The organism is Mesorhizobium sp. M1D.F.Ca.ET.231.01.1.1, from assembly GCF_003999155.2.
Taxonomy (GTDB): Bacteria; Pseudomonadota; Alphaproteobacteria; order Rhizobiales; family Rhizobiaceae; genus Mesorhizobium.
Map to the genome: position 1 here is coordinate 185,745 of NZ_RZOZ02000004.1, position 14,082 is coordinate 199,826.

General features: G+C 62.2%; 11 protein-coding genes. 8 read left to right on the forward strand and 3 right to left on the reverse strand.

Annotated features, from left to right (window positions below; all coding sequences use genetic code 11):
• Complete coding sequence (polA, locus tag EN874_RS13445; RefSeq protein ID WP_168247481.1) at nt 1–2,967, reverse strand: DNA polymerase I; 2,967 nt, start codon at nt 2,965–2,967, stop codon at nt 1–3.
• 422 nt (nt 2,968–3,389) lie between these two features.
• On the opposite strand from polA, the gene EN874_RS13450 reads away from it, so the two are divergent.
• The 5 genes from EN874_RS13450 (at nt 3,390) to EN874_RS13470 (ending at nt 6,334) form a co-directional block, all read left to right on the forward strand.
• Nucleotides 3,390–4,775 carry a M20/M25/M40 family metallo-hydrolase gene (locus EN874_RS13450; RefSeq protein WP_127425172.1) on the forward strand — a complete coding sequence of 462 codons (1,386 nt, stop codon included), beginning with the start codon at nt 3,390–3,392 and terminating at the stop codon, nt 4,773–4,775.
• Between the two features lie 130 nt (nt 4,776–4,905).
• Nucleotides 4,906–5,526: a ribonuclease D gene (locus EN874_RS13455; protein ID WP_127425173.1), complete on the forward strand. Its 621-nt coding sequence runs from the start codon at nt 4,906–4,908 to the stop codon at nt 5,524–5,526.
• A 66-nt stretch (nt 5,527–5,592) separates the two neighbouring features.
• On the forward strand, nt 5,593–5,799 hold the full coding sequence (locus tag EN874_RS13460) for a hypothetical protein (protein ID WP_127425174.1): 207 nt from the start codon (nt 5,593–5,595) through the stop codon (nt 5,797–5,799).
• Between the two features lie 108 nt (nt 5,800–5,907).
• On the forward strand, nt 5,908–6,162 hold the full coding sequence (locus tag EN874_RS13465) for a GlsB/YeaQ/YmgE family stress response membrane protein (protein WP_112096624.1): 255 nt from the start codon (nt 5,908–5,910) through the stop codon (nt 6,160–6,162).
• 25 nt (nt 6,163–6,187) lie between these two features.
• Nucleotides 6,188–6,334 (forward strand): hypothetical protein, encoded by a 147-nt coding sequence (locus EN874_RS13470; protein WP_126087586.1) that lies wholly within the window; start codon nt 6,188–6,190, stop codon nt 6,332–6,334.
• Nucleotides 6,335–6,432: 98 nt separating this feature from the next.
• Here EN874_RS13470 and EN874_RS34055 read toward each other — a convergent pair whose 3' ends face one another.
• Complete coding sequence (locus EN874_RS34055) at nt 6,433–6,654, reverse strand: dihydrofolate reductase family protein (protein ID WP_210235991.1); 222 nt, start codon at nt 6,652–6,654, stop codon at nt 6,433–6,435.
• A gap of 1,209 nt (nt 6,655–7,863) precedes the next feature.
• On the opposite strand from EN874_RS34055, the gene EN874_RS13485 reads away from it, so the two are divergent.
• Both EN874_RS13485 and EN874_RS13490 read left to right on the forward strand, forming a co-directional pair.
• The gene (locus tag EN874_RS13485) at nt 7,864–9,909 is read left to right on the forward strand and encodes a flotillin family protein (RefSeq protein WP_127425176.1); all 2,046 of its coding nucleotides are present in this window, start codon (nt 7,864–7,866) and stop codon (nt 9,907–9,909) included.
• A gap of 53 nt (nt 9,910–9,962) precedes the next feature.
• On the forward strand, nt 9,963–10,391 hold the full coding sequence (locus EN874_RS13490; RefSeq protein WP_127425452.1) for a VOC family protein: 429 nt from the start codon (nt 9,963–9,965) through the stop codon (nt 10,389–10,391).
• A 177-nt stretch (nt 10,392–10,568) separates the two neighbouring features.
• On the opposite strand, the gene EN874_RS13495 is transcribed toward EN874_RS13490, so the two are convergent.
• Nucleotides 10,569–11,243, reverse strand: coding sequence for a protein-L-isoaspartate(D-aspartate) O-methyltransferase (locus EN874_RS13495; RefSeq protein ID WP_127425177.1), 675 nt, complete (start codon nt 11,241–11,243; stop codon nt 10,569–10,571).
• Between the two features lie 555 nt (nt 11,244–11,798).
• Here EN874_RS13495 and EN874_RS13500 point away from each other — a divergent pair.
• Nucleotides 11,799–14,054 carry a transglycosylase domain-containing protein gene (locus EN874_RS13500; RefSeq protein ID WP_127425178.1) on the forward strand — a complete coding sequence of 752 codons (2,256 nt, stop codon included), beginning with the start codon at nt 11,799–11,801 and terminating at the stop codon, nt 14,052–14,054.
• The last annotated feature ends 28 nt before the right edge of the window (nt 14,055–14,082 follow it).

Here is a 14,082-nt window from a genome sequence, read left to right on the forward strand (position 1 = left end):
TCAATGCGCCTCGTCCCAGTTGTCGGCGGCGCGCGCGTCGACATGCAGCGGTACCGACATCGAGACCGCCGGCATCGGCGCGTTCTCCATGACGCGGCGCACGACCGGAATGGTCGCCTCGACTTCCGCTTCCACCGTCTCGAAGATCAGCTCGTCATGCACCTGTAAGAGCATGCGGGCCGAGAGCTTCGCCTTGTCCAGCGCCTCTTCCATATGCACCATGGCGCGGCGGATGATGTCGGCGGCGGTGCCCTGGAGCCTGGCGTTGATCGAGGCGCGCTCGTTGAAGGCGCGGACCGACGGGTTGGACGACCTTATCTCCGGATAATGGATGCGGCGGCCGAAGATGGTCTCGACGAAGCCGTTCTCCCGCGCGTAGGCCTTGGTTTCCTCGATATAGTCGCGGATGCCCGGGAAGCGCTCGAAGTAGCGCTTGATGTAGGCGCTCGCCTCCTCGCGCGGGATCGACAGCTGGTTGGCGAGGCCGAAGGCCGAGATGCCGTAGATGATGCCGAAATTGATCGCCTTGGCGCGACGGCGCACTTCCGAAGGCATGCCTTCGACCGGCACGTTGAACATTTCGGACGCCGTGATGGCATGGATGTCGGCGCCGTCGGCGAAGGCCTGCGTGAGCTGAGGGATCTCGGCGACATGGGCAAGCACGCGCAACTCGATCTGGCTGTAGTCAGCCGAAACCAGCTTGTGGCCTTTTTCGGCGATGAAGGCGGTCCTGATCTTGCGGCCTTCCGCGGTGCGCACCGGAATGTTCTGCAGGTTGGGATCGGAAGACGACAGGCGGCCAGTCGTGGTCGCGGCAAGCGCGTAGGAGGTGTGGACGCGATTGGTGCCGGGATTGATGAAGCCGGGCAGCGCGTCGGTGTAGGTCGATTTCAGCTTGGTGAGCTGGCGCCAGTCGACGATCTTGCGCGGCAGCTCGTGGCCTTCGGCGGCAAGGTCTTCCAGAAGCTGCGCCGAGGTCGACCACTGGCCGGTCTTGGTCTTGGAGCCGCCCGGCAGGCCCATCCGGCCGAACAAGATGTCGCCGAGCTGCTTCGGCGAGCCGATGTTGATGCGCTCGCCGACGATGCCGTAGATCTCTTCTTCGACACGGGCGGCGCCTTGCGCCAGCTCGCCCGACAGCCTGGACAGGATCTGGCGGTCGACCGAGATGCCGCGCTGCTCCATGCGGGCAAGCACAGGTACCAGCGGCCGCTCCAGCCGTTCGTAGACGGAAACCAGGCCCTTGGCGGCGAGCCTTGGCTTCAGCACCTGCCAGAGTGTCAGCGTCAGATCGGCCTGCTCGCTGGCATAGGCGGTCGCCCGCTCGATATCGACCTGATCGAAGCCCACGGCGTTCTTTCCGGATCCCGCAAGCTCCTTCTTCGAGGCCGGCGCGTGGCCGAGCCACTTCTCCGACAGCGAGGCGAGGTCGTGGCCGCCCGACGTGCCGGCGTCGAGCACGTAGGAGACCAGCATCGTGTCGTCGAAGGGCCCGACCTCGACGCCGTGCCGACTCATGACGACGATATCGTATTTCATGTCCTGGACGATCTTGAGAACCGACCTGTCCTCGAGGAGCGGCTTGAGCAGCGCCAGCGCCTCGCGGACCGGGATCTGGTCCGCCAGCTGGCCGCCGCCAAGCAGGTCACCGTTGCCGCTGGTATGGGCGAGCGGCACGTAGACGGCCCGGCCTGGCGCGATTGCCATGGAAAGGCCGATCAAGTCGGCCTGCATCGGGTCGGACGAGGTGGTCTCGGCGTCGAAGGCAAGGATGCCGGCTTCCTTGGCCTTGGCGATCCAGGCTTTCAGCGTGGCCGCGTCGCGAATGGCGGCATAGGCCGAAGGGTCGATCTTGCGCGCCGTCGCCTGTTCCAGCCGCAACGCTGAGAGCAGGGAAGGGGTATCGCCCTGCGGCGGAGCATCCTCGCCCCTGACGGCGGCGGCGGCCGGCTTCGCGGCGCCGTTCGGCGTAGCAGCCGGTCGTGCGGCCGGCGGCGCGCCGGCGCCGACATCGGGACCATGCGCTGTGTCGGCGCGCTCGATGGTAACGGCGGAAGCCTGGACGTCGCCGATCTCGGTCGCGGTCGCCTCGGCGACGCGGCGCGTCAGCGTTGTGAACTCCATCGTCTTCAGGAAGCCGATCAGCTTCGGCCCGTCCGGCGCATGCAGAACCAGGTCGTCCAGCCCCTCCTTCAGGGGCACGTCGTTCTTCAACGTCACCAGCTCACGCGAGATGCGCGCCTTGTCGGCATTGGCGATGATGGTTTCGCGTCGCTTGTCCTGTTTGATCTCCGTGGCGCGCGCGAGCAGGCCGTCGAGGTCGCCGAACTGCTCCAGAAGCTGCGCCGCGGTCTTCGGCCCGATGCCGGGCACGCCGGGCACGTTGTCGACGGAGTCGCCGGTCAGCGCCTGCAGGTCGATCATCTTTTCCGGCGGCACGCCCCATTTCTCGATCACTTCCGGGATGCCGATCTGGCGGTCCTTCATCGGGTCGTACATGCCGACCGTCGGGCCGACCAATTGCATCAGGTCCTTGTCGGAGGAGACGATGGTGGTATCGGCGCCGACCTCGCAGGCCAGCCGGCTATAGGTGGCGATGATGTCGTCGGCCTCAAAACCTTCCATCTCGATGCAGGGCAGGTTGAACGCCACCGTCGCCTGGCGGATCAGGCCGAATTGCGGGATCAGGTCTTCCGGCGGCGCCGAGCGGTTGGCTTTGTATTCGGGATAGAGATCGCTGCGAAAGGTCTTTGACGAATAGTCGAAGATGACGGCGAAATGCGTCGGCACGATGCCCACGCTGGTGTTGCGGGCGTCCTGCATCAGCTTCCAGACCATGTTGCAGAAGCCGAGCACGGCGCTGGTCGGCAGGCCGTCGGATTTGCGGTTGAGCGGCGGCAGCGCGTGGTAGGCGCGGAAAATGTAGCCGGAGCCGTCGACAAGAAAGAGATGATCGCCTTTTTTCATGCCGGCAGGGATAGCGCGGCCAGGCTTCGCGGTCCATGCCAAAGGCTGCGCAAACCAACGGTTCCGGCAACACCCCTGACAGACACTGTCTCGGCCGAATCGAACCGCTCACGGGCATGTTACAAAAGTGTAATCTTCGTGCCCTTGAATCGCCATGTTCACAGACCCAAATAGCTGTCATCGGCAATTTTCGCCGAAGTCCGGAGCAAGGCCCGTCCCCCGCCTATCCCGGGCAAACTGCGGCAGCCTATCCCCCCTCTCCGGGCTGCCGCAACGTTTCGAGTAAGACCGCCGTGGTTCCCCCTCCACCACGGCGGTTCTTTTTTGCCCTTCGACATGCCGCTCATCCGTGGTCCAACGGTCGCGGCTTTGCGTTTTCGGTCCGGCCCTTTAGGGTCTGCCGAAACTCGAAAGGCAAAAGCATGTCCAGAATTTCCCCCGTCCTCGACCGTCTCGACCAAAATCTCGACCAGAGCCTGGAGCGGCTTTTCGGCCTGCTCGGCATCAAGTCGATCTCTACCGATCCCGCCTACGCCGCCGACTGCCGCGAGAGCGCCGAATGGCTGGTAGCCGAGCTCAAGCTGATCGGCTTCGACGCCAGCCTGCGCGACACGCCCGGTCACCCGATGGTTGTGGCGCATCACGAAGGGCCGGCCGGCGCGCCGCATGTGCTGTTCTACGGCCATTACGACGTGCAGCCGGTCGATCCGATCGAGCTGTGGGAAACCGATCCTTTCGCGCCGTCGATCAAGGAGATCGAGCCCGGCCACAAGGTGATCACCGGGCGCGGCGCGGCCGACGACAAGGGTCAGCTGATGACCTTCGTCGAAGCCTGCCGCGCCTGGAAGCAGGTGCACGGCAATCTGCCGTGCCGCGTCACCATCCTGTTCGAGGGCGAGGAAGAATCCGGCTCGCCGTCGCTGAAGCCGTTCCTCGAGGCGAACGCCGCCGAGCTGAAGGCGGATTTCGCTTTGGTCTGCGACACCAGCATGTGGGACCGCGAGACGCCGTCGATCTGCGTGTCGCTGCGCGGCATGGTCGGCGAGGAAGTCACCGTCAAGGCGGCCAGCCGCGACCTGCATTCGGGCCTCTATGGCGGTCCGGCCGCCAATCCGATCCGCATCCTGGCCAGGATCCTCGCCGACGTCCATGACAAGGACGGCCATGTCACCATTCCGGGTTTCTATGACGGCGTCGAGGAGATGCCGTCGCAGGTGCTGAAGTCCTGGGAGGGGCTGGGCGAGACCGCCGAGACCTTCCTCGGCCCGGTCGGCCTCTCCATCCCCGCCGGCGAAAAGGGCCGTTCGGTGCTCGAACTCACCTGGGCGCGGCCGACGGCCGAATTCAACGGCATCACCGGCGGCTACACAGGCAAGGGCTTCAAGACGGTGATCGCGGCGGAAGCCTCGGCGAAAGTGTCGTTCCGGCTCGTCCACAAGCAGGACCCGAAGAAGATCCGCGCCGCCTTCCGGGCCTTCGTGCGCGAACGCATCCCCGCCGACTGCTCGGTCGAGTTCCACCCGCATGGCGGCTCGCCAGCGATCCAGCTTTCCTACGACTCGCCGTTCCTGGCCAAGGCCAAGGATGCGCTCTCCGACGAATGGGAGAAGCAGGCCGTCACCACCGGCGGCGGCGGCTCCATTCCCGTGGTCGGCGACTTCCAGACCTATCTCGGCATGGAATCGCTGCTCGTCGGCTTCGGCCTCGACGACGACCGCATCCATTCGCCCAACGAGAAATACGAGCTCACCTCCTTCCACAAGGGGCAGCGTTCGTGGGCTCGCATTCTCGACGCGCTGACGCGCTGAAATCGGTGAAAGTCAAGTTTCTATTGATTTTTCGGCGGATCGCGGCGAGGACGAATTATCCAGTGCAAAGGGCTGCAGCGTCCTTTGCGCAAAAGATGCGCGGCGCTGCAGGCCCGATCCGGAGAAGAGAATGACCGACATCCGTTTCCACAAGAACGATCTGCCGGACCTGTCCCGCTACAATGTCGCGGCGGTGGCCATCGACACGGAAACGCTGGGGCTCAATCCGCATCGCGACCGGCTCTGCGTGGTGCAGATTTCGCCGGGCGACGGCAGCGCCGACGTTATTCAGATTGCGCCTGGCCAGAAGGAGGCGCCCAACCTCGTCAGCCTGCTCAGGAACGACGCGGTGGTGAAGTTGTTTCACTACGGCCGTTTCGACATTGCCGTCCTTTATCACGCGTTCGGCGTGATGGCCGAGCCGGTCTTCTGCACCAAGATCGCCTCGCGGCTCGTCCGCACCTACACCGACCGCCACGGGCTGAAGGATCTCTGCAACGAGCTGCTCGGCATCGGTCTCTCCAAGGCGCAGCAGTCTTCCGACTGGGCGGCGGAAACGCTGTCGCCCGAGCAGATCGAATATGCAGCCTCCGACGTGCTCTACCTGCACCGGTTGCGCGAGGTTCTGGCCGCGCGGCTGGCGCGCGAGGATCGCACCAAGGAGGCTGAAGCCTGTTTCCGTTTCCTGCCGACCCGCGCCAAGCTCGACCTGATGGGCTGGGCGGAAGAGGATATCTTCGCGCACAGCTGACGGAACCCGGCGCGTCGAGCGGCGTTCCTGCCGGTCCATTGTCGGAATGTGATGGGGAGGGAGAAGATGGCAGAGCGCAAACCGATAGAAGGCGCGCCGAAGGACGGCTCCAAGGTCACCATCCTGTGGAAGGACAATGACGGCGTCGTCAACGAATCCGTCGGCCAATATCGCGATGGCGCCTGGTGGGTCTACACCGACAGCAACACCCAAAAGAAGGTCGACCCGACGAGCTGGCGGCCTGCATCGGGCGATGACGACGAGGACCGGTAGCGCCGGCGCTGGCGAAGCCAACGACTTTCGCATAGCCTGAAGCCGTTGATATCGAAGGCTGATTCGGGGCCTGGCTCCGCAATCGCCGCTTGCCTGGAGGAACCCTGCATGGGTATCGAAAGTCTTCTCGTCTTCATCATCATCGGCGCCATCGCCGGCTGGCTTGCCGGTCTTATCGTATCGGGCTTCGGCTTCGGCCTGATCGGCAACATCGTCGTCGGCATCATCGGCGCCTTCATCGCCGGCTGGCTCTTCCCGAGGCTGGGCTTCGCTATCGGCGGCGGCATCCTGGCGTCGATCATCCATGCCACGATCGGCGCGATCATCCTGCTGCTCGTGGTCAAGGTCTTGAAACGAGCGTGAGGCTCGATCGCTGGAAAGGGGGGCGATGAGGCAGAACCTGCTCTATCTCATCATCGGCGCGCTGGTCGTCGTGGTCATCGCGCTCGGCATCTACATCTATCGCGAGCAGACCAGGCCGAAAGGCGTGGAGCTCAAGATCGACGACAAGGGTATTTCGATCCAGCAGAATTGAGCTGCCACGATGCGACCGCGAAATCGGCCGCATCGTGCGATCGGCAAGCATTTGATTTTCAATTGCTTCGAACGCGACTTCGTTCGCGTCGACAGCCGCTAGTCACGGGCGAATTCGTAGGCGTAGAAGCCGAGCCCATCACCGACCTTTTGGGTTTCGATCAGGTGCATCGGCTTCGTGTCGCTGGTTCCGTCGAAGAACCGCAGGCCAGTGCCGAGAACAACCGGGAAGACAACCAGCCGCAGTTCGTCGGCCAGGTTCTGCTCTATCAATGTGCGGACGAGCCGATAGCTGCCGTGGACGAGAATTTCCCCGTCCACTTTTCGCTTGAGCTCCGAAATCTCCGTACCGCATCACCGTTGATGACCGTGGTGCCGCTCCACGGAAACGGCGAAACGCCCGGGTTTCCGGGGGTAGAACCACCGGCCCGCTTCGTCGCGCCGTGTGAAAGTTGAAGGCGCGACGCCACCGTCTCAATAATTCCCGCGGATTAGCCCCAGGGCAAAACGTCTACAGGTAGCTATCTCGATCTTTGGCCTTCTCGGCTTGGCAATCAAGCTTACTCAGAGCAGCCTTGCGGTAAGCGCCCTCGAACACGCGGATAGCTCTCTCGAATTTAGCCGGATTAGGCGCCAAGTGCCTATCCAGCCCGTGGTACAAAAGGATGGAGACAGCCATCATGGCTTTTCCACTTTCGCTTGGTCTCAGCCCCGGGCACTTTTTCAACACACCATAGATGTTACCTGAAATTGCCGCAGCCCGATGTAATTTGCCATCTGCCATCCGTGCCAAGTAACTGATGTTTTGCTGTTCTCCCTGCCCGGCTGAAGCCGTCGATATTGTAAGCAGATACCCGCGACGACCGTTGCTAAAATGCGGCTCAACATTTCCCCCTTTTTTGCAGTCAACTCGCCCCTACTATTCACCCGTTATCATAGCTTAGCTTGAATTTCAAAAAGTTCGCTAACCAGCGCTATAGGTCATCAGCAAAGATCAGCTTTGGCTCGTCCCCGGGCCGGCGGGGATTTTCCGGGCTCGCGTCTGCGCCTCCGGCATCATCGAACGGAAGGGAAGCTAAGCCGAAGAAGTGTTCCCGTTCCGAGCCCGCTCCCTTGCAACCCGGCCCAGCCGGTCGGATCGGGGGCCGACGGTTCTAACCCGTCAAGAGCGCCATTTCACGCTCCTGCCAATTTGCAAAAGCCAATCACCGTGCTTTCGAAACAGCGAAAGCGTTGGAAATACTTATTAGATTTCCGCGCGGAATATCTTTAAACCTGTAGGTGCGATTCCTACTTCATTTGTCGTTATGTCTATCAAGGCAACACCGATGTGAGATTTCTCACGGCCACGCCTCTCCTCACGGGGGACTCGGGAGGCGCGGTCATTTTCCCATACGATGAGCAGCCCAAACGTTCGACACGCCCTTAGTGCGTCGAACGAGTCGGTGCGCAATCTCCCCGCTTCATTAGTCAACACCAGCCGGGTGACGGTCGGGTGAACGAGCCCGCGCGCCCTATAGGAGAGAAGAGATGGAAGCCCTTCAATATCTCGGCCCGATGAAATGGATGGCGATCGAGGTAGCCGTGCTGGTCATCGTGCTGGCAATCCTGTTCTGGTGGAGCGGCGTGGTCCGCTACGTCCCAAACGACAGGCTCGGCATCTTAGAAAAACTATGGAGTTTTCGCGGCTCAGTCAGCAGTGGCTTCATTGCGCTCAACCGTGAGGCAGGCTACCAGCCGGAAGTCGTGCGCGGTGGCCTGCATTTCTTCATGCCGTTCCAATATTCGATGCACCGCGCCAATCTTGTCACCATCCCGCAAGGCCAGATCGGCTATGTCTTTGCCCGTGATGGCAAGCCGTTGCCTCCAACGCAGACACTTGCTTCCAACACCGACGCTGATGATTTCCAGGATGTGCGCGCCTTTCTCGAAAAAGGCGGACAGAAAGGACCGCAACGCAAGATCTTGCGTGAAGGCACCTATGCGATAAATCTCGCACAATTCATCGTGCTGACTGCCCAGTCGATCTATGCCGTTAATCTGGGTTCGTCGGAACAAAGCCTTTTTTCCAACATGTCCAGCATGATCTCGGAGCGGGGCGGATTTGAGCCAGTCGTCATCCATAATGCCGATGACATGATCGGTATCGTCACCATCCATGACGGTCCGGCCCTACCAGACGGCGAGATCATCGCGCCGACCGTCGCCAACGATCCGAACGACCCGAACTTCCACAACAATTTTCAGGCCCCGGAGAAGTTTCTCAACGCCGGCGGCTACCGTGGCCGGCAGCTTCAGGTGCTGGCCGACGGCAGCTACTTCCTCAATCGCATTTTCGCGACCGTCGAACTGGTCCAGAAGACCATTATCGACGTTGGCACGGTGGGTGTCGTCGTCTCCTATAACGGCCGTCATGGCACGGATCTGTCCGGGCAGGCATACCGTCACGGCGAGCTGGTCGAAATCGGCGCACGCGGTGTCTGGTCAACGCCGCTGCTGCCAGGCAAGTATGCGTTCAATACCTATGCCGGCAATATCGTCACCGTGCCGACCACCAACTTCGTGCTCAAATGGACAAAGGAGCAGTTTGGCGAACACAGGCTGGACGAGAACCTGTCTGAAGTCTCGTTGATCACCAAGGATGCGTTCGAGCCTGTGCTGCCGCTCTCCGTCGTCGTGCATATCGACTATATGAAGGCGCCGCTCGTGGTGCAGCGTTTCGGTGACATCAAGCGGCTGGTCGAGCAAACGCTCGATCCGATGGTTTCTGCTTACTTCAAGAATATCGCCCAGACAAAGACGCTGATCCAGCTTCTGCAGGAGCGCAGCGATATCCAGCGCAAATCGGGCGAGGAGATGCGCGAAAAATTCAATTCCTACAGTCTCGAGCTGCAGGAAGTGTTGATTGGCACGCCGCGCGCCGCCAATGGCCAAAACAGCATAGAGCAGATTCTGATCCAGCTGCGCGAGCGTCAGATCGCAGTCGAAAAGGTCGAGACTTATAAGTTGCAGGAGAGGGCGGCCATCCAGGAACGCACGTTGCGTGAGAAGCAAGCGCTCGCCGAACAGCAAGCCAAGATCACGACGTCGGCACTTACCATCGAGATCAGTGAGAACGAGGGAAAGGCGCAACTCGCCCGCACCCGCCAGGAGGCGGAAACCATTCAGGTCACTGCCAAGGCAGAGGCCGAGAAGGTGCGCCTCGGCGGCCAGGGCGAGGCCGACATGATCAAGGCTGTCGCGCTTGCCGATGCCGAACGCATCAAGGCGACCGGTTTTGCGGAGGCCGAGAAGGTGCGCGCCCTCGGTCTGGCGGAGGCCGAGGCCACCGAGAAGAAGGTCGCGGCCTTCGGCGGTCCGGACTATCAGCTCAACTCGCAGGTTCTCATGCGCTTCGCCGAGGCGATCGAGAATGGCAGGCTGCCCCTCGTGCCGCAGATTCAGATCGGCGCTGCCGGCGGCGAGAAGGGGGCCGCCAATGGCCTTGTCGAGATGATGCTTTCGATGCTCGTTGCCGACCGGGTTGGACGGCAAAACCTACCGGATGCTATCCCGGCACCCGTTGAGGAGGAATGATTGAAAATGGGCCGGTCGTACCGGCCCATTTTGCGCTTCAAGCCTGCTACTATATGCGGCGTCAGGCTTGTCCATGCTCATGTGGGGTTGGTCAGTTGCTTCTGGGAATCCATCATATTGCAATCATCTGCAGTGACTACGAGCTGTCGAAGCAGTTCTACGAGAATAAACTCGATTTCGTCATCGTCGACGAGAATTGGCGCGCCGAAAAGCAATCTTGGAAGTGCGACTTGCGCCATGGTCCTGTCCAGATCGAATTGTTCAGTTTTCCAATGGCACCCAGCCGGCCGACCAGGCCTGAGGCATGCGGACTACGACACGTAGCATTCTCGGTGGACTCAGTAGAGGCGACAGCCCGGTTGCTTCGGGCACGGGGCGTCGAAGTTGAGCCTATCCGCATAGACCCTCACACGGGGCGTTCGTTTACTTTCGTGGCTGACCCCGACGGTCTCCCCATTGAGTTCTACGAGGATCGAGTTTGACAGTCGAAGGATTGCCACGAGAAGGGTGTGAAGCTGCCGGCATCTAGAGCAATTCCAGGAAAGTGTGAGAATTGCGGAAAAACAAGGAGATAGGGCGTTTTCGCCGTTTCCGTGAAACAGTGAAACGCACTAGCTGACGGTGGGAAAAGCGAAGTCGCGCCGGTCGTTCGCACCCCGTTAGATGGTTTCAAGCCGACTGAACCGAACCGGGATGAGTTTCCGCGTCTCGAGTTGCCCAACAGCATCCTTGTCGATGATTGTCAGAAACTGTACTTCTTCAGACGCCAAAGGCAGAACAAGGCGTCCCCCCGGCTTGAGCTGATTCAGCAAAGCCGGCGGCGTCCGCTCAGCCGCCACGCTAACGAGGATCTTGTCGTATGGGGCGTGCTCGGGCCAGCCGCGAGACCCGTCTCCGACACGAATGGCGACATTCGAGAAGCCAAGGCCCTGCAGCAGAGCTTCGGCAAGGCTGGCAAATTCCTCGATGATTTCGACGCTCCAAACCTCTCCTGCGAGTTCCGCCAGGATTGCGGATTGATAGCCCAGGCCAGTCCCGATCTCGAGCACTGCCTCGTGCGGTTGGGGAGCAAGGAGATCGGTCATCAGAGCGACGATGAAGGGCTGCGAGACGGTCTTATCGAAGCCGATCGGCAGCGGCATGTCCTGATAGGCATAAGGCGCGAGCGCAGCTGGCACGAAGAGATGTCGCGGGATCCGCTGCATCGATGCCATCACCCGCTCATCGAGCGTTGCCTTACCGAGTTCTTCGCTTGCAAGGTCGGCATGGATCGCAATCATCTCGACCATTTGCCTGCGCAGAACCGCAAGGTGTTCTTCGTTCATCGGTTTCATGACGGCAAGCCTTCCTCGACCCGCTGCTGCCAGATGGCTTTATATCCTGTTCGTCTTGTCACAGTAACCGACAAGGCCGATGCTGGGCATTGCCCATTTTGATGCGTACAGACTGGTTTCGCCAGACCTACATCAAAGCTGCTACCCCACGCGATTTTCGCTGACGCACCGGCGCAACCTGAAGGCCAAGCATCCTCGATGCCAGCGCTGAAAGCTGCGAGGCCTGTCGGCGACCTTGCGGGCTCGCGATCTGCGTGCGTCTGGTATCACGGAAGGCACGGCGTCGGGGCGCCAGTCTGGACGATACCAGCACCGGGACCAAGACGACAGAGAACTATGATCGCGCCATATTGGAAGCCGCCGATCGCTTCGCCGAGGCTCGGCTCAAGCGCCGCGAACAGAGCGGCAGCGGCAGCGGTAACGCGCGGTAACGGATTAAGAAATTGGCAAGGAATTTCAAAAGGCTGGCCGGCCATCAATTTAACGCGCCTTTAAACCGCCGCATCTACTCTGCAACCCGAGCGCCATCGGCACCGGGACAGACAAGCACAGCGCATGGCGAACCGCAGAGACAGTCGCATCGAACCGAGCTTCGAGGGCTCGCCGCGGGCGAAATCCTCCGACGGCTTTTCGGTCAGCGAGGAGGATCGCGTCGTGCCGGCAAATCGCAAATCCGCAGCGAAACGGAAGTCCGCCAAGGCGAAATCGCGCAACCGCGGCCGCGATCACAACCGGCGCGGGCTGTTTTCGGTCTTCGGCCGCCTGCTCTACTGGTGCTTCGTGCTCTGCATCTGGGGCGGCATCGCGGCGGCCGGCATCGTCGTCTATTACGGCGCCAAGATGCCGGCGGCGACCACGTGGTCGATCCCCGACCGGGCGCCCAACATCAAGATCGTCTCTGTCGACGGACAGCTCATCGCCAACAGAGGCATGTCGGGCGGCGAGGCCGTCGGCCTCAATGAAATGTCGCCCTATATCCCCGAAGCCGTCGTCGCCATCGAGGACCGCCGCTTCTATTCGCATTTCGGCATCGACCCGATCGGGCTATCGCGCGCCATGGTCACCAACGTCCTCGGCGGCCATTTCTCGCAGGGCGGCTCGACGCTGACGCAGCAGCTGGCCAAGAACCTGTTCCTGACGCCGGACCGCACGCTCGAGCGCAAGGTGCAGGAGGTGCTCCTGGCGCTCTGGCTGGAGCACAAGCACAGCAAGGATCAGATCCTCGAAATGTACCTCAACCGGGTCTATTTCGGTTCCGGCGCCTACGGCGTGGAAGCCGCCTCGCGGCGTTATTTCGGCAAGAGCGCGCGCGATGTATCGCTGTCGGAGGCAGCCCTTCTCGCCGGCCTGTTGAAGGCGCCGTCCAGGCTCTCGCCGGCGCGCGATCCGAAAGCGGCGGAAGAGCGAGCGCAGCTCGTGCTCGCCGCCATGCGCGAGGAAGGCAAGATCGGCGACAAGCAATACAAGATGGCGCTGAGCGCGCCGGCGACGCGCGCGCCCTCCTACTGGACCGGCTCGGAGAACTATGTCGCCGACACCGTGATGGAAGAACTGCCCGACCTGATCGGCGACGTGCGCGGCGACATCGTCATCGACACCACAGTCGACCTCACGTTGCAGAAGCTCGCCGAGCAGTCGATCCGCCGGCTGGTCGACGAGAGCGGCAAGAAGCTCAACGTCACGCAAGGGGCGCTGGTGTCGATCGACGATTCCGGCGCCGTGCGCGCCATGGTCGGCGGCTACGACTATTCGACCAGCCAGTTCGACCGCGCCTCGGAAGCGCGGCGCCAGCCGGGCTCGGCCTTCAAGCCTTTCGTCTACATGGCGGCGCTGGAAGCCGGCCGCACGCCGGACAGCGTGCGCAACGACGCGCCGATCAAGATTGGCAAATGGACACCCGACAATTACGGCGGCAAATATTATGGCAAGGTGACGCTGGCGACCGCGCTGGCCAAGTCGCTCAATTCGGTGGCGGCGCAGCTCACCATGGAAGTCGGCCCCGACGCGGTGGTCGAAGCGGCGCACCGCATGGGCATCCAGTCCGACCTGCAGTCGAACACCTCGATCGCGCTCGGCACGTCGGAAGTGACGCCGCTGGAGCTGACCGCCGCCTATGTGCCTTTCGCCAATGGCGGCTATAAGCCCGACATCCATTTCATCCAGCGCATCACCACGGCCGGCGGCAAGGTGCTCTACGAGAACAATGGCGGCGGCGCGCCGCGCGTCCTCAAGGCCGACATCGTCGGCATGATGAATTCGATGATGACCGGCACGGTCGAGGTCGGCACCGCCAAGAAGGCGGCCTTCAACTGGCCATCGGCCGGCAAGACCGGCACCAGCCAGAATTCGCGCGACGCCTGGTTCGTCGGCTACACCGCCAACCTCACCACCGGCGTGTGGTTCGGCAATGACGACGGCAGCCCGATGAAGAGGGTCACCGGCGGCGCCTTGCCGGCGCAGGCCTGGCACGAATTCATGGTCGCGGCGCATGAAGGCGTGCCTGTGCGGCCGCTGCCCGGCACGTGGAAGTCGACGCCGTCCGATACGATCGTGCCGGACGAGATACCGTCTGCGGATAACGCGCAGCCGGCGCCGGTGCCGCCAGCAGCCGTTGGCCAGTCTTCCACGCCCGTCGCCCGGGCGCCCGCCCGCCAGGCGCGCCCCGCCCAGACGGTCGATGCCGACGGCTTCGACATGCCGAGCGACGGCGGCACCACCGCGTCGGTCGGGCATCCGGTGCCGCCCGGCGACGTCGGCGGCCCGAAGAAGCGGCGGCAGACCTCGATCCTCGACATCCTTGGCGGTGGCTGAAGCCTGATCCCGCTTTTTCGGGATCAGG

Coding starts and splice junctions, on each gene's coding strand:
- EN874_RS13500 (WP_127425178.1), top strand. CDS start 11,799: ATGGCGAACCGCAGAGACAGTCGCATCGAACCGAGCTTCGAGGGCTCG.
- EN874_RS13465 (WP_112096624.1), top strand. CDS start 5,908: ATGGGTATCGAAAGTCTTCTCGTCTTCATCATCATCGGCGCCATCGCC.
- EN874_RS13460 (WP_127425174.1), top strand. CDS start 5,593: ATGGCAGAGCGCAAACCGATAGAAGGCGCGCCGAAGGACGGCTCCAAG.
- polA (WP_168247481.1), bottom strand. CDS start 2,967: ATGAAAAAAGGCGATCATCTCTTTCTTGTCGACGGCTCCGGCTACATT.
- EN874_RS13495 (WP_127425177.1), bottom strand. CDS start 11,243: ATGAAACCGATGAACGAAGAACACCTTGCGGTTCTGCGCAGGCAAATG.
- EN874_RS13455 (WP_127425173.1), top strand. CDS start 4,906: ATGACCGACATCCGTTTCCACAAGAACGATCTGCCGGACCTGTCCCGC.
- EN874_RS13450 (WP_127425172.1), top strand. CDS start 3,390: ATGTCCAGAATTTCCCCCGTCCTCGACCGTCTCGACCAAAATCTCGAC.
- EN874_RS13485 (WP_127425176.1), top strand. CDS start 7,864: ATGGAAGCCCTTCAATATCTCGGCCCGATGAAATGGATGGCGATCGAG.
- EN874_RS13470 (WP_126087586.1), top strand. CDS start 6,188: ATGAGGCAGAACCTGCTCTATCTCATCATCGGCGCGCTGGTCGTCGTG.
- EN874_RS13490 (WP_127425452.1), top strand. CDS start 9,963: ATGCGGCGTCAGGCTTGTCCATGCTCATGTGGGGTTGGTCAGTTGCTT.